17 protein-coding genes and 2 pseudogenes are annotated in these 18,769 nt (G+C 48.1%); 13 read left to right on the plus strand and 6 right to left on the minus strand.

Annotated features, from left to right (window positions below):
• From BGX14_RS16135 to BGX14_RS16145, 3 genes are all read left to right on the plus strand, one after another.
• Window positions 1-225 (plus strand): hypothetical protein (locus BGX14_RS16135; RefSeq protein WP_233126500.1); only part of this gene is annotated, 225 nt, incomplete at its 5' end.
• A 501-nt stretch (window positions 226-726) separates the two neighbouring features.
• Window positions 727-885, plus strand: a complete 159-nt coding sequence (locus BGX14_RS16140) for a hypothetical protein (protein ID WP_233126501.1) — start codon at window positions 727-729, stop codon at window positions 883-885.
• 226 nt (window positions 886-1,111) lie between these two features.
• A complete protein-coding gene (locus BGX14_RS16145) occupies window positions 1,112-1,357 on the plus strand; it encodes a hypothetical protein (protein WP_233126502.1) in 246 nt (81 codons plus the stop codon).
• A 79-nt stretch (window positions 1,358-1,436) separates the two neighbouring features.
• Here the strand turns inward: BGX14_RS16145 and BGX14_RS09945 are convergent.
• Window positions 1,437-1,742 (minus strand): annotated as a pseudogene (locus BGX14_RS09945) (HU family DNA-binding protein); the annotation flags it as partial.
• 127 nt (window positions 1,743-1,869) lie between these two features.
• On the opposite strand from BGX14_RS09945, the gene BGX14_RS16150 reads away from it, so the two are divergent.
• On the plus strand, window positions 1,870-2,049 hold the full coding sequence (locus BGX14_RS16150; RefSeq protein ID WP_233126504.1) for a tRNA-dihydrouridine synthase: 180 nt from the start codon (window positions 1,870-1,872) through the stop codon (window positions 2,047-2,049).
• Window positions 2,046-2,954, plus strand: a complete 909-nt coding sequence (locus BGX14_RS09950; protein ID WP_233126505.1) for a tRNA-dihydrouridine synthase — start codon at window positions 2,046-2,048, stop codon at window positions 2,952-2,954. Before BGX14_RS16150 ends, BGX14_RS09950 begins: the two co-directional genes overlap by 4 nt.
• On the opposite strand, the gene atzF is transcribed toward BGX14_RS09950, so the two are convergent.
• From atzF to BGX14_RS09965, 3 genes are all read right to left on the minus strand, one after another.
• On the minus strand, window positions 2,944-4,647 hold the full coding sequence (gene atzF / locus BGX14_RS09955; RefSeq protein ID WP_095879740.1) for an allophanate hydrolase: 1,704 nt from the start codon (window positions 4,645-4,647) through the stop codon (window positions 2,944-2,946). The genes BGX14_RS09950 and atzF overlap by 11 nt on opposite strands.
• A 140-nt stretch (window positions 4,648-4,787) precedes the next feature.
• Window positions 4,788-5,783 (minus strand): ROK family protein, encoded by a 996-nt coding sequence (locus BGX14_RS09960; RefSeq protein ID WP_073304856.1) that lies wholly within the window; start codon window positions 5,781-5,783, stop codon window positions 4,788-4,790.
• Between the two features lie 121 nt (window positions 5,784-5,904).
• Window positions 5,905-7,113, minus strand: coding sequence for an IS4 family transposase (locus tag BGX14_RS09965; protein ID WP_095878730.1), 1,209 nt, complete (start codon window positions 7,111-7,113; stop codon window positions 5,905-5,907).
• A gap of 384 nt (window positions 7,114-7,497) precedes the next feature.
• Here BGX14_RS09965 and BGX14_RS09970 point away from each other — a divergent pair, with 384 nt between their 5' ends.
• The 8 genes and pseudogenes from BGX14_RS09970 to uca all read left to right on the plus strand — a co-directional run bounded on the left by BGX14_RS09970 (window position 7,498) and on the right by uca (window position 16,904).
• Window positions 7,498-8,481, plus strand: coding sequence for an ABC transporter substrate-binding protein (locus BGX14_RS09970; RefSeq protein WP_078775928.1), 984 nt, complete (start codon window positions 7,498-7,500; stop codon window positions 8,479-8,481).
• Between the two features lie 29 nt (window positions 8,482-8,510).
• Window positions 8,511-9,455, plus strand: a pseudogene (locus tag BGX14_RS09975) (ABC transporter permease); the annotation flags it as partial.
• 106 nt (window positions 9,456-9,561) lie between these two features.
• A complete protein-coding gene (locus tag BGX14_RS09980) occupies window positions 9,562-10,401 on the plus strand; it encodes an ABC transporter ATP-binding protein (protein ID WP_095879822.1) in 840 nt (279 codons plus the stop codon).
• 36 nt (window positions 10,402-10,437) lie between these two features.
• Window positions 10,438-11,154 (plus strand): urea amidolyase associated protein UAAP1, encoded by a 717-nt coding sequence (locus tag BGX14_RS09985; protein ID WP_095879823.1) that lies wholly within the window; start codon window positions 10,438-10,440, stop codon window positions 11,152-11,154.
• A 14-nt stretch (window positions 11,155-11,168) separates the two neighbouring features.
• On the plus strand, window positions 11,169-11,822 hold the full coding sequence (locus BGX14_RS09990; RefSeq protein WP_095879824.1) for an urea amidolyase associated protein UAAP2: 654 nt from the start codon (window positions 11,169-11,171) through the stop codon (window positions 11,820-11,822).
• A complete protein-coding gene (locus tag BGX14_RS09995) occupies window positions 11,819-12,454 on the plus strand; it encodes a DUF1989 domain-containing protein (RefSeq protein ID WP_073304845.1) in 636 nt (211 codons plus the stop codon). The genes BGX14_RS09990 and BGX14_RS09995 overlap by 4 nt, the downstream gene beginning before the upstream one ends.
• Window positions 12,447-13,274 carry an alpha/beta hydrolase gene (locus BGX14_RS10000; protein ID WP_095879825.1) on the plus strand — a complete coding sequence of 276 codons (828 nt, stop codon included), beginning with the start codon at window positions 12,447-12,449 and terminating at the stop codon, window positions 13,272-13,274. The genes BGX14_RS09995 and BGX14_RS10000 overlap by 8 nt, the downstream gene beginning before the upstream one ends.
• Before the next feature lie 27 nt (window positions 13,275-13,301).
• A complete protein-coding gene (gene uca / locus BGX14_RS10005) occupies window positions 13,302-16,904 on the plus strand; it encodes an urea carboxylase (RefSeq protein WP_095879826.1) in 3,603 nt (1,200 codons plus the stop codon).
• Between the two features lie 110 nt (window positions 16,905-17,014).
• Here the strand turns inward: uca and BGX14_RS15565 are convergent, their stop codons facing one another.
• Entirely contained in the window at window positions 17,015-17,188 is a 174-nt protein-coding gene (locus BGX14_RS15565) for a hypothetical protein (protein WP_158223293.1), read from the minus strand.
• A gap of 12 nt (window positions 17,189-17,200) precedes the next feature.
• Entirely contained in the window at window positions 17,201-18,721 is a 1,521-nt protein-coding gene (locus BGX14_RS10010; RefSeq protein WP_073304839.1) for a hypothetical protein, read from the minus strand.
• Window positions 18,722-18,769: the final 48 nt, after the last annotated feature.

Consider the following 18,769-nt stretch of genomic DNA (forward strand, 5'->3'; position numbering starts at 1 on the left):
GATTTCCGAGGAAGATGCCGACTCGGATTTGAAATTGCCGGAGGATTTCGAAGAGCTGGCAGCAAAAAGGACGATTTCGATTCCGAAAATCCATGGAAGGAATCCCTGTCGGAAGAAAAGACAACGCGTCCGCTTGATGCCGGTGAAAATTGCAGCCCGCTTCTTTTTGAAAAGAAGAGCGATTCGGCTGCTGAAAAAAATACTTCAGCGACAAAAAAAAGGTAGATAAGAGAAAAAAACGAAAAGAAGAAAAGCCAAAAAAGAAAATTCGGATCGAGAATTTTTGACCTTGATTGTCGAACCGGTTTTTGAAAGAAAATTCTAAAGGCGTTTTTCGTTTGGGCCGGTCGTTTTTTCGTTTATTTCATTGCCGCTTTGAGCCGACTGTTGTGGAGGGAATCCGTTGGAATGAGGACTATGAACGAATGGGCTATGTGGTCGGTGGATTGAATGCGATGAGTGGAATTGTCCCGTTTTTTTGAAAATTGGATTTTTCTTGCGGATTGGACGGGCGAAAAGCCTTTGAGGATTGAAGGCGGATTTGTAGCCTCTTTTTCAATTGCTAGAATTTTGGGATTTATTTTTATCAGTGCTAAAACGATTGCGGAATTGAGGTGTATTATTTTTGGAATCGACGGCGATATCGAAAAAATCGGATAGCGTTCGGCTGTGTTCTGGCGGCGTTGGATTGTTCGTTTTTTTATCTTCCCTTAAATAGAGATTTGTATGCAAAAATTAACCGTAGAAAGATTGCTGTCCCGCTTGGGATTTGGAACCCGGAAAATTGTAGGGATGGTGCGCTTTGGATTGGTTGCCATCGCGGAAGAATATCGAAGATCATTTGAAGAGTTGGAAAGAAACCGGAATCCTCGAGGTCAATGGTGAGAGGTTTCGACCGGGAAGAACTGTATTTGATGATGAATAAACCTTGCGATATGAAATGCAGCATCACAAGAGACCATGAATCCGTATTTGACTTGCTTCTCGGATGGATTGAAATGGGTTTGAATTGTGTTGGGCGTTTGGATGCGGAACTCACGTCTTCTTTTGTTTCAATCAGGGGCAGTTTATCCATCGGGTGGAAAGTCGAAAAAAGGAATGCTCAAAACTTATGAAGCGCGGCTGGCCCGTCCGATTACGAGGCGCAAGTTCGGATTTTGAAAGAAGGCGTATTGTTGAAAGGAGAAAAGAAGCCTTTCATTGCTCGGAAATTGGAAAAATTTCTGATACACTCGTGCGCATTTCGATTGCAGAGGGCGTGTATCACGAAGTGCGCCGGATGTTTGCCGCGTGTCAATCACGTGGAAGAGCTTCAGCGGATTTCGATTGGGGCCTTGCTCTTGGACTCTTCGCTTGAAAAAGGCGCATGGCGAAACTTGACTCCGGAAGAAGTCGCCCTGTTTATTTAAAACGATAGCTCGCCGATTGTCTTGGTGTCAGACTGTTTTTGCTGTGGAAACTTTTTCTGTTTGAAGTTCCACTGAACGTGCGATAGCCGCTTTGAGTTCCGCGGAAAATTTAAATGTCGGTATGGTTCTGGATTTTAAAAATACCGGTTCGCCCGTTCGAGGGTTGCGCACAGGACGTGCTTTCCGAACTTTATTGGCAAACGTGCCAAATCCACGGATTTCAATGGAATTTCCCTCGACGAGGGATTCTCCCACGAAATCCAGGAATTGTTCCACAACAACACGCACTTTGTTTTTGACAATGCCTGTGGATCGGCTTACCGATTGAATTAAATCTTGTTTGTTCTATTCGTCACGTTCAAAATATAAGAACCTATGGCCGAAAAAATTACATTTGCTGCGAGATAAATTCTTTTTTTGTCTTGTAATTGTTGGCTATTTCGTGGATAAATGTGAAGAAATGTTGAAAAATAAATTTCAGTTTGCCGGAGTCGGCGTTTCTCCCTGTACGGTGCTTTCTCCTATGGCCGGCGTGACCGACGCTCCTTTTCGCCGATTATGTCGGATTTTGTCCGGAAATCGAATGGGACTTCTGGTTTCGGAATTTGTATCGACAGATGGAACTTCGCCGTTTGTTTGAAAAATCGCAAACAGCTCCATTTTTACCCGGAAGAACGCCCCTTTGGAATTCAAATTTTTGGCCGGGATCCGGAGCGGATGGCTTATGCGGCTCAAGTTCTTGAATCTTTGCGGCCCGATTACATTGAAGTCAATGCGGGCTGTCCTGTTCCAAAAGTCGCTGGAAAAGGCGGAGGCGCGGGGCTTTTAAAGGACTTGCCGCGACTGGCCAAAATTCTTTCGGAAGTCAAAAAGGCGATAGCGATTCCGATGACGCTCAAATGTCGTGTCGGCTGGGATGAAAATTCCATCAATGTCATGGAAACTTTGAAAATTGCAGAAGCGGAAGGGGCTGATATGCTGACGGTCCATGGCAGAACACGAGTGCAGGGGTATAACGGTTTTGCGGACTGGAACTTGATTGGCGAAGTTGCTGCTGCGGCAAGGATTCCTGTGGTCGGCAACGGCGATGTTTCCAGCGTTCAATCCGCTCTTGAAAAATTGGAAAAATATGCGATTAGCGGAGTTTCCATTGGACGAGGAGCTTTGCACAATCCGTGGCTTTTTGGTGAAATTGCGGACGCATTAGAAGGCAAACCTGCGCGGGATGTGTCCGCACAAGAAGCTTGTGGTATTTTCAAAATTTATTACGAATTGATGGCGGAAGGATGCGAATCTTCGCCTTTTGGAATGCTTGGGCGATTGAAACAGCTGGCGGCCAGACTATGCAAGGGCTTTGAACCGGACTCGTCGGAATTTCGGCAGCGGGTATTGACAAGCCAGAGCTTAGAAGAGCTTTTTGAAAATGCGGACAGGTTTGCAGAATTTGCGCAAAGCAACGGAATACGCTTTAATCCTTCGCGCTTGGTTAATTTGAACGGTCGCAAGGAAAATTCGGTTTCGTTTGACAGGCAATTCAAAGGCTGAGGAAATACTTTCGCCAGTCGCCAAATTCGGAAATATTCTTGCCGATTTTTTGCACTATTGGTTCTCCTAAAAATCCGGAAACTTCCGTTCCGTTTTCCAAGCGGATTTTCCCGATGCTGAGTGGCGCGGGGATCTGGGAAATAAATTTTCCGAATTCTTCCGCTGGGAGCGCGTAGAGCTCTACATGGAAGGAACTTCCGCCTTTTTCCGCACGGACGAGTGCTGGTTTGGGAATGTTCCCAGGAAGGGCGAACATGGTGTATTCCGCAGCAGTTTTTTGGGTCCCTAGAAATTCGGCGTCTTCGAGTTCCCCATGAAGAGGCATTCCCTGTAGATGCGCTCCGCAAACGGCAATCGCCATTTTGGGCGCTAGGAACGAACGGAGCTTTTCTGCGGCGGAGAAAAGGACATTTTCCGCGAAGGCTTTACCGACGAGAGTGACACCGAATGGCAACTTCCCCGCAAATCCCACAGGAATGGCTAGCGCCGAAAAGTCGAGGAGATTCATGTAGTTTGTATAGTATCCGAGATTCGAGTTGAGGCGGATCGGATCGGCTTCGACTTCGGCTGTCTTGTAGCAGGTGCCGACGGTTGGCGTTATAAGAAAATCGACTTGATCCATCTCCCGGTCGGCAAGAGCTTTTGCGTGGCGCAGTTTGTGAAATGCGTCGAAGATTTGCGACGGATGCGGCGTTGATGGAGGAATAATAATTTTGCGTGTCACGGGATGAATTTGTGCGGAATGCTCTTCGATGAATTTTCCGACAGCGGAATGCCGTTCAAAAACCCAAGGTCCTTCGTACAAGAGTCGAGCCGCTTCGAGAAAAGGTTTAAAATGGATTCGTCGCATTTTTCCGCCGGCTTTTTCCGCAGCTGTGATGGAGTCTTCGAAGAGCTTCCGATAATTTTCGTTTCCAAAAAAATTAAGTTCCGATTCTTCGGGAACGCCGAACGCCCAATTTTCCGGAAGATGCGCCAAGTTTTCAGGAGCTTTTCGCGAATAATCGTCGTCTTCGTCATAGCCTTTTGCAATTTCGAGAAGCCGCTTTGCATCGCTTAAATTGAGCGCAAAGAGAGAAACGCAGTCAAGACTTCGGCATGCGGGGACGACTCCTTTTGTGCTTAAAAGTCCACAAGTCGGTTTCACGCCATAAAGATTGTTGAATGCCGCAGGGACGCGCCCGGAACCTGCCGTGTCCGTTCCGAGGGAAAAAGAGCAAAGTCCATAGGCGAGTGCTGCTGCGGACCCGCTGCTAGATCCTCCAGAAATGTATTCGGGAGCGAATCGGTTGGGGATTGCGCCGTAGGGAGTACGCACTCCGACAAGACCTGTGGCGAATTGATCCATATTTGTCTTGCCGAGGGGAATGGCTCCTGCGCGAATGAGCTTGCCCACGACGGTTGCGGAACGGTTTGGGGTGTAGGCGAATGCTGGGCAGCCGGCTGTCGTTTCGCAGTTTTCGAGGTCGATGTTGTCCTTGATGGCGAAGGGAATTCCGTAGAGCGGAAGATCGCGGGGAGATTTCAAATGCAGGTTTTTCAGATAGCGGGAAAGGGATTCGTCGGAAGTATGCGAAATCCAAATGGAAGCCGGCGCTTCAGCGATTTTTTTCTTTAATTCGGTTATAACTTTTTCGGGAGTCGTGGATCCATCGCGATAGGCAGAAAGCAATGAGCGGATGTCGAGTTTCATTAGGAACCTCTTGACTTTATAAAAACCTTTTATAAAGTAGTTTTGCGGAGAGAAAAAATAAAGAGAAATGCAAAAAAAAATCGATCCAAAAATGTGAATCGATTTTCAAATTCGTTCAAAAATGTTGAAACAAGCCCCGATCAGATTTTTAAAAGCCTTTGAATGGATAGTTGCGCAATTCCGGCAAAGTATTCTTCTTGCGTATTCGGCTGGATGAGGAGCTTGGGCAATTTTGATTTAGCGAATCGCATTTGTAAACGTTTTTCAAAGTTCAGCTTTTTTAGATCTTCCGAGAGGCTGCCGGTGAGAAGAATGACTGCGGGGTCGAAGAAGACGATTGTCGCTTGGACGACTTGCAAGATGCCGGGCAGTGCTCGCTTTGCGTTGTCGAAAAATCGCCGCTGGCTCCCTTTGGGAAAGGGGAAGGGGAAATAGGAAAGTTCGCCGGAAAGACTCGAATGTCCGCGGACGATATTCCCATCGACGAGAAATCCTCCGGCAGGCGGGTTGCCTTTTGGAAAAAAGAGAATGGCTATGTCTTTTTCGTTTTGGTTTACGCGCGAGTAGCCTAGTGCGATGGAATTCATGTCGTTTTCGACGAAGACGGGAATTTTGAGCGCGCTTTCTAATTCGCTTTGGACTGCGCGCCCGTCTAATTCGGGGAAATCGCTAAAGGCGACGATTCCTTCGTGGACGCAGCCTTGAACGCCGAGGGTGACGAGTCGGATAGCCGGATTCTTTTTCAAAATTCCCATTGCCATTTTTTTCAAGGTGGGAAGATTCACTTGGCGGACGAGGGAGGAACCTTGGCTGTGCGTTTTTTCAGCGACATCGACAACTCTGTAGTAGATTTTTTCCGTACCATTCTCGGAAATGGCGAGAAGGCTGAGAAATTGCGTTTTCTCGGCGCAGTAGCGGTAAGCTTGTGCCGGGCGCCCGCCATTGGAGAATCGCAGGTTTTCCGCTACAGCGTCTCCGGATTTGGCCATTTCGTTTAGCAGGTTTCCGCAAGTGGCGACTGTCAATCCCGTGTGTTTGGCGATTTCGGGTTTTGTCGCAGAACCGAGCGCAATGAGTGCCCGTTTGATTTGCAAAATGTTTTGCTGTTTGATTTTTATAATGGAATTGGAGGACATCTTGGTTAAAAGATAAATTCAAATTATTGTTATCCGCTAAACTTTAATTCATGAATTCATAATCCCCAAAACGTCCCGTTTTCAAGGAAAACGGGACTTGTTTCAAAATACGAGCCCCCCCTCAGTTCAGTTGGGACAGGAATGACTGCTGTGATTGCGGTGGAGCGAGTCCACCGACGTATGCATCCCTTACAGCCTTTATTGGAGATTCCAGGAGTTTGTACAGGTCTACGTAGTAGGTTGCACACTGGCGTATCAGCAGAACCGTGCTGGAGAAACTCAGCTTCCTTTTTGTCTGCGCACGAACAATGGCTGTCAGCAGGTTAGCTATCATTACTATCCAGATCTGTATCCGGATCGCATTCTCGCTGTCTCCGTAAAAGAAATGAAGCGGAAAATTCTGCTTGAGACTGCGGTAGAAGGTTTCTATCTGCCAGCGTCTTCGATAAATTTCGACTATTTCCTTGGCAGGAAGTTCATTGTTGTTCGTAAGCAGCCGCCATGTCTTTCCCGTCTCCTCGACATAATGTTCGACTATGCGGGCCCTGTGAACTCGCTCCTTCTTGCGGGAGACAAAATGAAATTGGACATTCTCGTCCCGAAGTATGTTGTCTGAAACGGGGTTGTCCGACACATGGTCGTACTTGAGGTTCTTCTTCATCCTGGTCACGTAGGTCGTTTTCTTTTTGGAGAAGCTCTCGAACAACTTGTAGTCGATGTATGCCCTGTCTATAGCAAGAAATGATTCCGAGGGAAGCTTGACTTTCTTGAGTTCAGTGCTGTCATGTTTCGCTGCCGGGGTCACGATGACGAACTCCGGCGCTCCAGACGAATCCTTCATCACGGTGTGCGCCTTGACTCCGCCCTTCTTCTTGCCCAGCTTCGGGTTCCTGCCGGCACCCTTCATCACGTCGGTGAAGAGGGAGACAGTCGTCGAGTCCATGACATAAAGCCTTTTGGACCAAAAATAGTCCCGGCTGTCCGCTAAACAGTGCTCGTACTTCTTGTGCAACTCATGGTAGAGCCGTTCAAATATCGCGGCCGGTCTCCGTCCGTTCGCGTCAGCGAATGTGCTTCTTTTGGGGATCTCCGTAAGTCCGGCGTGGACTAGTCGTCTCGATTCCGCTTCGAGCCCCAGCAAGATTTGATTGATGGACTTGTACTGCTCCATGACGGAAAACAAGAGCACAAGCAAATGCTGGTACGCATCGAACTTCTTGACATAGCGTTCCCCGCCGTTCTGTCTAGATAGGGACAGGACAAGGTTCTTGGGAATAAGCTTCATTATCTGGGAAAATACCGGCTGTCCGCTAAAGTTGCTATCTTTCATACTGCTTTTGGTTCCTTTTATTTGTGGTTATTTAAAACGATACCAAAAGTGACGGCTCTCGATTATCGGGAACCGTCTTTTTTTATAACTTTTCTACGAAATTGATTAACTTTTAGCGGACACTATTAAATTCAAATTTTAACGTAATGAGAAAAATCTTTATAAAAATGTTTTACAAAGTATGCTTGATTTCTGGGAAAACGACGAAAAGGGCTAAAATGTTTTTTCTCTCTACAAATCTGTCAGGACTTTATAAAAAGTTTTTATAAAGTCGGAGTGAAAAAAAAATAAAAAGCGGCGAAATTCGTTGAAAAAACGGAAACTTTTCGATTTTGGCATTGCTTTTGCTTTGTGGACTGCAGAAACTCTTCACGCGAGGTACTTATGAAAATGCCAAAAATCCTTCTTGCCGCGGCCATGGGTCTTGCGGCGACACTTTACGCTGAAAAGCCGGTCTTGAAAATTGCTTATAGCGATTGGCCTGGCTGGACTGCTTGGGAAATTGCCGACAAAAAGGGATTTTTCAAGAAGCACGACGTGAATGTAAAACTCGAGTGGTTCGAATATGGGCCGTCTATGGATGCCTTTGCCGCGAAGAAAGTCGATGCTGTTGGAGTGGCGAATGGCGATGCGATGGTCTTGAATGCAACGGGTGCACGGAACGTGACGATTTTGATAAATGACTATAGTAACGGAAATGATAAAATTGTTGGAGCTCCGGGAATTTCTTCCATCAAGGATTTAAAAGGGAAGAAAGTCGGCGTGGAAATCGGTTGCCTTTCCCATGCACTTCTCATCAACGCCCTTTTGAAGAATGGTCTCAAGGAATCGGACGTGACTCTGGTGAACATGCCGACCCACCAAGCGCTCCAAACTTTGGAAAGTGGCGAAGTCTCGGCAGTTGTTGCCTGGGTTCCGCATTCCGTAAACGCACTTGAGAAGGTGACGGGTTCCAAGGAGCTTTACACGAGTGCTGACGAACCGGGCATCATCTATGATGTCTTGGCCGTTTCGCAAGAATCGCTGATGAAGTACAAGGACGAATGGATGAAAGTCGTTGCTGCGTGGGACGATGTGGTCGCCTACATGAATGATCCTAAAAACAAGAAGGAAATGGTCAAAATCCTGGCGGATCGCGTTGGTGTTCCGGAATCGCAATATGCGAAGTTTATCGGCGGAACGCGTTTCTTGCGGCTGAACGAATCGATCAAATTCTTCAACAAGAAGGATTCTTCTTACGGGTCGATTTACGGTTCGAGTAAACGAGTCGATGAATTCTTTGTGAAGAACAAAGTCTATGACAAACACGTTGATGTGAACCGCTATATCAATCCTTCGTTCACAGAAAAGCTCGTTAACGGAAAGTAGAAAAGACAAATTAACCCGGGACGTAAAACATGAACTGTCCAATTGGAATACGAAAGGAAGCCGGGAAGCGCGGAAGAATAATTTTGGCCATTCTTTCGTTCGCCTTGCCGCTCGCGCTTTGGTGTGCGGTAAGCTATATCCCGTTTATTTATCATCCGCTGATTCAAATAACGGGTGCGGGCGGAAGTATGTTTTGCGAACCGGGCGATGAAATCGCCAGGGAAAATTTTGAGGAAGAGAATGCGAACTTGCTTGCAGTGGGAGAGGTGCCGATGAAAGGCGTGCGCGTGAATCCCGCTTATCTACCGGCTCCCCATTCTGTGGCAAAAGCGCTGGTGACCGCTTTCCGCACGCCGCCGAAACGCGATGGGGACGTCTGGTTTTACGAAAGTATTTTGCATTCGATAAAAATCGTTTTCCTAGCGTTTTTCCTTTCGAGTCTTGTCGGACTTCCTCTTGGCATTCTCAGCGGTTCCATTCCTTTTGTGGAAAGGCTGACCGCTCCCTTTATCGAGTTTTTTCGGTATTTTCCAGCTCCGGTTTTTGGGGCGCTCGCTGTCGCTGTTCTCGGCATTAACGATGCCCCGAAAATCGCAATTATCATTATTGGAACTTTTTTTCAACAAGTTCCGATGCTATCCGCAACGACGCGTCATGCGGATCCGGCTTTGACAGAAGCGGCGCGGACTTTGGGTGCGTCTCCTTTACGCGTGCTGATGAAAGTCATTATTCCAGAAATTGCGCCGAAAATTTACAAGGATATGCGAATCCTGCTCGGTTGGGCTTGGACGTATTTGATTGTCGCGGAAGTAGTCGGTACGAGTTCCGGCATTACCTGGTTCATTAATCAACAAGCGAAGTATCGGAATTTCGATAACGTTTATGCGGCGATTGTCATTTTAGGAATCATCGGACTCGGTTGCGATCTTGTTCTTTCAAGAATAGGAAAGGACTTGTTCGCTTGGGAAGATGGGCGCGTGAGTTTCCTCGTGAAATTGCGTCGGGAACTAACCGCTCCAAAGAACTACGTATTTTCCTTTCGCTTGACAGAAGCGGAAAAAGAATTGAAGGAAAAGAATAATGGAAAACTTTGATTTCATTATTGAAGCGAAAAACATCGTGAAAGATTTTCCTGAAAGCGATGGCGGCTTGCGTCGCGTCCTCGACGGAATTTCTTTTGGAGTGAAACGTCGCGAATTCCTTTCGATCATCGGACCATCGGGATGTGGAAAGTCAACGCTCATTCGCATTGCTGCCGGTCTTGAAACGGCGACGGATGGATGCTTTTTGTTGGACGGCAAGAAAGTTTCCGGTACGGGAGCCGAGCGAGGAATGGTGTTCCAAAAATACACGCTTTTCCCTTGGCTTTCGGTGAAGCAAAATGTGATGTTCGGACTTGAATCGTCGGGATTCGGGAAGGATGAAGCGGAAGAAACGGCGAGGCAATGGCTGGAAATCGTCGGGCTTGACAGGTATTCGGAATACTATCCGAAGCAACTTTCGGGTGGTATGCAACAACGCGTCGCCATTGCCCGCGCGCTTGCCCCGCAACCTCGAGTTCTTTTGATGGACGAGCCTTTTGGCGCTCTGGATGCACAAACGCGTTCGCAAATGCAAAAATATTTGCTCGAAGTCTGGAAGAACATCGACATCACGATTCTTTTTGTGACGCACGATTTGGACGAAGCCGTATTCCTTTCGGACAGGATTCTGACTCTCCAGGCGAACCCCGGCAAGGTAAAAGAATTTGTAGAAGTCGATGTGCCGCGTCCGCGGAACGAAGAAAGCCTGTTCCTTCCGCAATTCGTAGAAACGCGGAAGTATGTGGAAGACCTGATTCATCCGACGGTGGAAAACAAGGTTCCCGTGGAAACGTTTAACATCGTGAACATGGTTGGGAAGAAAAACTCGACCAAGTAAAATTCACCAACAAAATTCCAACAAGAGGTAAATACTATGGAAAACGAAAAAGTTTTGACTTCAAAAACGATTGCGGGTGGCTGGAACTATTCCCGCATTGTGAAACGCGGTCAGAAAATCCGACTTACAGATTTGGAAGGCGGCGCAAACGCTTCGCTCCTTTGCTACAACGCAAAGAATTTTACGGAACGCTTTAACTTGGGCGATACTTTGAAAATTCAACATGTCTTTCGCATTGCCGAGAATTGCTGCCTTTACAGCGATATGGGACGCATTCTTTTGAGCGTTGTCAAGGATACAGTCGGCTGGCATGATCCGCTTTGCGGTTGTACGCATGCGAACTTGATCAAGGAACGCTTTGGTGAGCACGACTATCAACATTATCAAAATGATTTTTTCCAAAATGGTTACGATTCCCTTTTGGTGGAAATCGGCAAATATGGAATGACCAAACGCGATTTTACGGAACTCGTGAACTTCTTCTCGAAAGTCGTGGTGACATCGGACGGCAAGATGACGTTTGTCGAAAACAATTCAAAACCCGGCGATTATGTGGAACTACGCGCCGAAATGGATACGCTTGTCGTTATCGACACGGGAATGCACCCGCTGAATCCATCGAAGGAATATCTGCGGAAGCCTGTCAAGGTGGAACTCTTGCCTTGCGAATTTTCGGAGGCAGATGATCCATGCTTCATCTGGTGCCCAGAAAATGGACGCGGATTTATAAATACGGCAGATTACAATCTTTAAAGGATGGTTTCAAAATGGTGACGAAATATTTGGAAAGCTCCCTTCGGGAAGAAGACGCCGTCTATTCGGAAGATGTGCCTGCAGGCGAGGGCTGGATGCACTTAATTAAAAAAGGCCAGATTTTCCGCATTTTGGATCTCGAAGGAAACCAGGCCGTTGATACGCTATTCATCAGCGCAACAAATCCAGAAGAACGCTACAGTGTGCAGCAAACTGTGCAACGTCAGTCGAATTGTTTGGTGGGTGTAGGCACGAAGCTCTATTCAAATGACGACAATCCGATGCTTACCGTTATTGCGGATACCTGCGGCGATCATGATACGCTCGGGAGCGCATGCTCTTGCGAAAGCAACACGTGCCGCTATGCTTTGGACAAACGTTACATGCACGCATGCCGTGAATCATTTCTCAAGGTTTTGCTTGCGAAGCCTGGATTTGACAAGCGCGATCAAGTGAACAATTTGAACTTTTTCATGTACGTTCCCTTTGATGAACAGGGAAATTTGAATTTCGCAGATGGCATTTCGAGCCCGGGAAAGTATGTGGAAATGAAAGCGGAAATGGATGTGTATGCCGTTGTGAGCAATTGTCCGCAACTGAACAACCCCTGTAACGCGTATAACCCGACTCCGGTGAGAATGCTCATCTGGGACGAGGAGGATCTATGAAGCTGAAAGAAAGCGATCGGAAATTGGAAGAAGCGGTCTATGATGTGACCGTTTATGCGGGCGAAGGCAAGATGCTCCCGCTTCGGAAAGGCCAGGTTCTTCGACTGATCGATGTGGAAGGAAATCAGTCCGGAGACGTTCAAATTTACAACGCCCACGATACGGCAGAACGCTACAGCGCTCCGAATACGATTACCGCACAGAGGAATACGATGATTGAGGTGGGGACGGTCATTCGTTCCAACGACGACAATCCGATGCTCACCGTGATTGCGGACACTTGCGGAGAGCATGATACTCTCGGCAGCGGATGCTCCGCCGAAGGAAACGTCGTGCGTTATACGGACAAGACGAGATATATGCACAGTTGTCGCGACACATTCGTCCGGACTCTTGAAGATTTTGGGATGAGTAAGCGCGATCAGGTCTGCAATTTGAATTTTTTCACAAAGGTCATTTTGGACGACAAAGGACGCTTGGAATTTGCGGACGGCATTTCGGGACCGGGAAAGTATATCGAAATGCGCGCGGACATGGATGTTCTTTTTTTGCTTTCGGATTGCGCACAATTAAACAATCCGTGCAATGATTACAACCCGACTCCCATCCGGATGGTCGTTTTTGATGCGTGAAATTGTCTATAGAGAATTTTCCCAAGAAGATTTGGACGCTGCATACGACAATACGCGTGCAGTTTTTGAAAGTGCAAAAATCTTGGAAGGATTTGAAATTCGCAGCGCAGAAATTGCCGCAGCGTTTCCGGACACGATGGATATTCCATACGGAACGCTTCCGCGTGAGAAAATAGACTATTTTCCGGGAAATCCAGGAAGTCCGATCCTTGTCTTTATCCACGGCGGGTATTGGCAAATGCGGCGAAAGGAAACTTTTCGTTTTTTGGCGAAGGGTCCGCTTTCTTTGGGATTCCACGTGGCATCGGTTGGCTATACTCTCGCACCGAATGCATCGCTGACGGAAATTGTCCAAGAAATCCGTTCTGCGTTGGATTTTCTTCGTAAGAATGCGGGGCGTTTCGGTGCCGATGTCTCCCGGATATTTGTTTCGGGATGGTCCGCCGGGGCGCATCTAGCCGTTTCCGTTCTCTCCGAGGAAAGTGTTCGAGGAGCTCTTGCGATTAGCGGAATCTACGATTTGCTTCCGATTTCCAAGTCGTATTTGAATAAAGCTCTGTCTTTTTCGGAGTGCGAAATCCAGAACTTGAGCCCGATGCGTTCCCCTTGCATTGCAAAGCCCGTTGTCGTCGCTTGCGGTGCGGATGAACTTCCGGAACTCCGGCGTCAAAGCTTGGAATTTGCAGAGTTGCGATCCCGTGAACGAATCCCCGGGTATTTTGCCGAACTGCCGGGCAAAAATCATTTTTCCATTCTCGAGGAGCTAGAAAATCCGAATGGCATTTTAACTCTTCTGTTGAGAATTCTCTCCGTTTCTTAAAAAGTTTTCATTATTCAAGGAGTTTGTATGTTTCGCAAAATTTTGATTGCCAATCGAGGCGAAATTGCGTGCCGAGTGATCCGTACGTTGAAAACGATGGGAATCCAATCCGTTGCCGTCTATTCGGATCCAGACGAATCTGCGGCACACGTTCTGATGGCGGACGAAGCGGTTCGCATCGGGCCTGCTGCAGCCAAGGACAGCTATCTGAATGTGCCTGTCATTTTGGAAGCGATTAAAAAGACAGGAGCCGAAGCAGTGCATCCGGGCTATGGATTCCTTAGTGAAAATGCGGATTTTGCGAAGGCTCTAGAAGAAAATGGAGTCTCGTTTATTGGACCGACTCCGAAACAGCTTGTGGAATTTGGCATGAAGCATCGCAGCAAGGAACTTGCCGAGAAATTCGGCGTTCCCCTGGTTCCCGGAACAGGTCTTTTAAAAGACATTGAAGATGCGGTTCGTGGTGCAGATGAAATCGGCTATCCGGTAATGTTGAAAAGTACGGCGGGTGGTGGTGGCATCGGCATGACGATTTGCCGTTCCGAAGAAGACCTGCGAAATAGCTTTGACAAAATTCGACATTTAAGCGAAAATAACTTTAAGGACTCTGGACTTTTCGTCGAAAAGTATGTGGAACGCGGTCGCCATGTTGAAGTACAGATTTTTGGAGATGGCGAAGGAAATGCCGTTGTTCTCGGTGAACGCGATTGCTCTGTGCAAAGGCGCAACCAGAAAGTCGTCGAAGAAACTCCGGCCCCGAATCTGCCGGAAATGACGCGCGAAGCTTTGCACGCTGCAGCATTGCGATTGGTTCAAGGAGTCAAGTATCGTTCTGCGGGAACCGTAGAATTTATCTACGATGCGAAAAATGACAAGTTCTATTTTCTGGAAGTGAATACCCGCTTACAGGTGGAACACGGAGTGACTGAAACCGTGTTCAATGTTGATCTTGTTCGCTGGATGATCGAGCAGGCTGCGGGAATCCGCCCGTTTGAAATCGGACAGAAATTTGCCCCTCAAGGGCATGCGATGGAGTTTCGTGTTTATGCGGAAGACCCCGGCAAAAATTACCGCCCTTCGAGCGGTCTTTTGACGGAAGTTTCTTTCCCGGAAGGAGTGCGCATTGATACCTGGGTTTCGTGCGGGACAGATGTTAGCGCATTCTACGATCCGCTTCTGGCGAAGGTTATTGTCGCTGGCAAGGATCGGGACGAAAATATCGAAAGGGCGAAATCGGTTCTTGCGAAAGTGCGACTCTGCGGATTTGAAACAAATATCAAGCTTTTGAAAGACGTTCTTGAAATGGCCGCTTTTGTCACGGGAAATGTTTCTACTTGGATTCTGAACGATTATCAATACAAGAATCGCACGTTCGAAATTCTCGCACCGGGCCTCCAAACGACTGTCCAAGATTATCCGGGTCGCTTGAAGTTATGGGATGTTGGCATTCCACCTTCTGGCCCGATGGACAATTACAGTTTCCGCTTGGCGAATAAAATTGTCGGCAATGCGGAAGGCGCTGCCGGTATTGAAATGACGATTTCCGGTTGCTCGGTGTGCTTTCATACGGAAACGGTTATCGCTTGGACGGGCGGCGATTTTCCGGCGAAACTGAATGGACAGGCGTGTCCGAAAAATGCTCCGGTCAAAATTTCGGCAGGCGATGTTCTGAAATTCGGCATGACGAAATGTGGCAACCGCGCTTATTTGGCAATTCGCGGCGGAATTGACGTGCCGGATTATCTGGGCAGCAAATCGACGTTTACGCTAGGCGGTTTTGGCGGCCATGGCGGTCGCGCTCTTTCGGCGGGCGATATTCTCCATATTGGAAACGACATGGATGGACATCCGGTTACGTCCTCTCCGAAGGCGATTCCTGAATTGACTTCCGAATGGAATATCGGCGTGGTATATGGTCCGCATGGCGCTCCAGATTATTTGACGGAAAAGGATATCGAAGAATTTTTCGGTGCGACTTGGGAAGTGCATTACAACTCGTCGCGGACTGGCATCCGCTTGATTGGACCGCAACCGAAGTGGGCTCGCCCGGACGGCGGGGAAGCAGGTCTGCATCCTTCGAATTTGCATGATAACGCGTATGCCGTCGGAACTGTCGATTTTACGGGAGATATGCCGATAATTCTCGGTGTCGATGGACCAAGTCTCGGCGGTTTCGCATGCCCGGTGACTATCGTTTCAGCGGAACTTTGGAAAATGGGTCAGCTGAAGAGTGGAGACAAAGTTCATTTTGTTCCCATTTCCGTGGAAAAAGCAGAAGAAATCCGGTTGGCCCGGGAAGCGAATTTGCAAAATCCGGAAAAGGCCTCTGCAGAAATTCCTGCTCTCGAAGCCGTGCCGGTGACGACACCCATTATTGCCGAATTTCACAAAGAAAACGAGATGGAGCGCATTGTCGTCCGCGCCGATGGCGACGACTATTTGCTGCTCGAATTCGGACCCGCGGTAATTGACTTGCGGCTCCGTTTCACAGCGCATGCCTGGATGCTTGCCGTAAAAGATCGGATGCAGGATTTCGTTATCGATGTGACGCCCGGCATTCGTTCCATCCAGATTCATTATGACATCAGGAAGATTCGCCAAGGCGAAGTTCTAAAAATTCTCAAGGAACTTTCGGAACATTTGAAAAAGAACAAAGTGACGAAGGTCCCGACAAGAACGGTTTATTTGCCGCTTTCTTGGGATGATCCGCAGACTCGCATCGCCATTGAAAAATATGTGACAACAGTTCGCCCCGGCGCGCCTTGGTGCTGCCCGAACAACATCGAGTTTATCCGTCGCGTAAATGGACTCGATTCGATTGAGGACGTCAAGAAAATCATTTTCGATGCGGACTACCTCGTAATGGGGCTTGGCGATGTCTATTTGGGTGCGCCTGTCGCGACTCCTCTCGATCCGCGACATCGCCTGGTGACGACCAAGTACAATCCTGCGCGCACGTGGACTCCGGAAAATGCCGTGGGCATCGGCGGAGCTTACATGTGCGTCTATGGAATGGAAGGCCCGGGCGGTTATCAATTTGTAGGAAGAACGGTGCAAATGTGGAACCGGTTCAAAAAGACTGCAGACTTTCCGTTGCCGTATTTGCTGCGCTTTTTTGACCAGATTCGCTTTTACGAAGTTTCTGCAGATGATCTTTTGCAGATGCGGAAGGATTTCGTCGCGGGTAAGTTCCATGTCAAAATCGAGGAAAGTTCGTTCGACATCACGGAATACGAGAATTTTCTCGCGGACAACGCTCAGTCGATTGCCGCTTTTGAAATCAAGCGGAAAACGGCTTTTGAAGAGGAAAAGGAACGCTGGATTCGCACGGGGCAATTCACCTTTGAAAGCCACAGTGCCGAATCGGCGCCTGTTGCCGAGGTGACGCTTTCCGAAGGCGAAGAAGGTGTTTATTCGCCGGTCGCCGGAAGCCTGTGGAAACTTGTCGTCAGCGAAGCCGGGAAGCGTGTCAAGGCTGGCGAGACTCTGGCTGTCCTTGAAAGCATGAAGACGGAAATCCCCGTTGTCGCGGACGAAGATGTCGTCGTTTCGCAGGTCTTTGCGAAGCCCTCGATGGAAGTGCGTTCCGGCCAGTGTCTGTTTGCTGTTAAACCTTCGCCGTGTTCTTAAAAATATCTCTGTCGCGATTTATTCCACTTATAAAAAATCCTTGAAAAAGTCGTGAGCTTTTTCAAGGATTTTTGCTTTTCGCCAGACTTTATTTGGCGTGCTGATAGGGATTACTCTTCGGAATCTTCCGAAGAGTAATCCCTATCAGCAGACGAACTGCTTACATAACCGCTTTCGTTGACAATGCCGGAGTTGTTGTAATCTCCGGATACAACGTCGGCACTGCAAGCGATAAACAAAGAAAGAGACAGAAGGAATAAAAATGCAATCGTTGTTTTTTTCATTTTTCAATCTCCTTAGAAGTTCAGGAAAAATCCCATATTGAGGAACAGGTTTTCGCCATTGAATGCCGCCGCAAAAGACTTTTCATAGACAACGTCTTCGAGGCTTGCTTCTACGGCGAGCATCTTCCACTGGAAGCGCAGACCGAGTTGGGCTTTGGTTTGCGAGGAGTGGATTTGCATTAGCGATTCTTCGGAATCGTCGTCATATTTGACGGTTTCATAGCCAAACACCAGGATATTGTGGGAAAGGCCGCCGAATGCGAACCAGTTGTCTGTGATGGCAACGTCCGCCCAGATATTCGGCGTAATCTGGAGACCAAATTCCATGTGTTCTTTATAAGTGTCCGAAGCGGCGTCGCCTTTGTCAAAGATTTGCACGGCAAACATGTTATTGGAACCGAGCATTACGCGGGCCATATCGTTTTGAAGAACTTTAAAGGCGAAGTTGAAATACGGGTCGATTTCGATGCGGCTATTCGGAGAGGTGATGTCCACCGTTTTTCCGCCAGAGGTAAGCTCCTGTGTTTCCGTGTTCCGTAAAAATTGCAATCCTGCGGACCAGCCGAAATCTCTGGCACTGGGATTATTTGTCAAGCCGATAGAGCCGCTTAGACGCCAAAGATCATTTTCTTCTTCATCGGTTGTTTCTTCGTCGCCTGTGGTGAGCCAATCCGCGCTGATGGCAAGAGCCAGTCCACCGATGGGCATAGCGAAATTCAAACCTACGTCGTCGCCAACGTTGATGGTCGTCGTTTCCACTTCATCGCCGCCGTCCGGTTTTTCGGTACGATAATTTTTGGAAATGCCGATATCCACACCTAAGCCGAAAGAAGGCGAAGCGATACCGATGGTCATCAGGCCGACTTCTCCAACGGAATTGTCGAGGCCGCCATAAAAGGTCAATCCCTTTTTGAAAGAAACATATCCCTTATTGTTTGTAGGTTCCACATAGAGGAATTGGTCAAAGGACATCATATAGGGAAGTCCGAGACGAAGGCCGACGGTGGGTGCAGCGAGTTCGTTTCCCACGAAATTGTACGAGTTGCCGCGAAGAACCGATAGCTTGGCATCTAATGGGCTGAGCGGTTCAAGCTTTTTTTCTTCGACAGGCTGAACGGCTGGAGCGGCTTGCATTTGCGTTCCTTGAACCGGCTGGGCGACAGGCATCATCTGAACGCCTTGCGCCGTTTGAACGGGCACCATCTGCGTCGCTTGCGGTTGATCGGCGGTCTGCATTTGCGTTCCTTGAACCGGCTGGGCGACAGGCATCATCTGAACGCCTTGCGCCGTTTGAACGGGCACCATCTGCGCTGCTTGCGGTTGGTCGGCGGTCTGCATTTGCGTTGGCTGAGCGGCTTGCATTTGCGTTCCTTGAACCGGTTGAGCGACGGGCATCATTTGAATGCCCTGCGCTGTTTGAACGGGCACCATCTGAACGCCTTGTACGGGCGCCGTCTGTGTGTATGAAGCATCTTGTGCAAAAGTTGCGGATGCGATAATCGCCCCGCAGCTAGCCCATAATTTCAAGTTCATGAATCCTCCGTATGGTGATAGAACGTGTACAGAGAAATATAATAACTT

The sequence above is a fragment of the Fibrobacter sp. UWS1 genome, from assembly GCF_002300445.1.
Taxonomy (GTDB): Bacteria; Fibrobacterota; Fibrobacteria; order Fibrobacterales; family Fibrobacteraceae; genus Hallerella; species Hallerella intestinalis.

Bases quoted from the DNA above. Each gene is read 5' to 3' on its own strand.
- BGX14_RS09990 (WP_095879824.1), top strand. From the start codon at position 11,169: ATGGTGACGAAATATTTGGAAAGCTCCCTTCGGGAAGAAGACGCCGTC.
- BGX14_RS09970 (WP_078775928.1), top strand. From the start codon at position 7,498: ATGAAAATGCCAAAAATCCTTCTTGCCGCGGCCATGGGTCTTGCGGCG.
- atzF (WP_095879740.1), bottom strand. From the start codon at position 4,647: ATGAAACTCGACATCCGCTCATTGCTTTCTGCCTATCGCGATGGATCC.
- BGX14_RS09995 (WP_073304845.1), top strand. From the start codon at position 11,819: ATGAAGCTGAAAGAAAGCGATCGGAAATTGGAAGAAGCGGTCTATGAT.
- BGX14_RS10000 (WP_095879825.1), top strand. From the start codon at position 12,447: ATGCGTGAAATTGTCTATAGAGAATTTTCCCAAGAAGATTTGGACGCT.
- BGX14_RS16145 (WP_233126502.1), top strand. From the start codon at position 1,112: ATGAAGCGCGGCTGGCCCGTCCGATTACGAGGCGCAAGTTCGGATTTT.
- BGX14_RS16150 (WP_233126504.1), top strand. From the start codon at position 1,870: ATGTTGAAAAATAAATTTCAGTTTGCCGGAGTCGGCGTTTCTCCCTGT.
- BGX14_RS09980 (WP_095879822.1), top strand. From the start codon at position 9,562: ATGGAAAACTTTGATTTCATTATTGAAGCGAAAAACATCGTGAAAGAT.
- BGX14_RS09960 (WP_073304856.1), bottom strand. From the start codon at position 5,783: ATGTCCTCCAATTCCATTATAAAAATCAAACAGCAAAACATTTTGCAA.
- BGX14_RS16140 (WP_233126501.1), top strand. From the start codon at position 727: ATGCAAAAATTAACCGTAGAAAGATTGCTGTCCCGCTTGGGATTTGGA.
- BGX14_RS15565 (WP_158223293.1), bottom strand. From the start codon at position 17,188: ATGAAAAAAACAACGATTGCATTTTTATTCCTTCTGTCTCTTTCTTTG.
- BGX14_RS09965 (WP_095878730.1), bottom strand. From the start codon at position 7,113: ATGAAAGATAGCAACTTTAGCGGACAGCCGGTATTTTCCCAGATAATG.
- uca (WP_095879826.1), top strand. From the start codon at position 13,302: ATGTTTCGCAAAATTTTGATTGCCAATCGAGGCGAAATTGCGTGCCGA.
- BGX14_RS10010 (WP_073304839.1), bottom strand. From the start codon at position 18,721: ATGAACTTGAAATTATGGGCTAGCTGCGGGGCGATTATCGCATCCGCA.
- BGX14_RS09985 (WP_095879823.1), top strand. From the start codon at position 10,438: ATGGAAAACGAAAAAGTTTTGACTTCAAAAACGATTGCGGGTGGCTGG.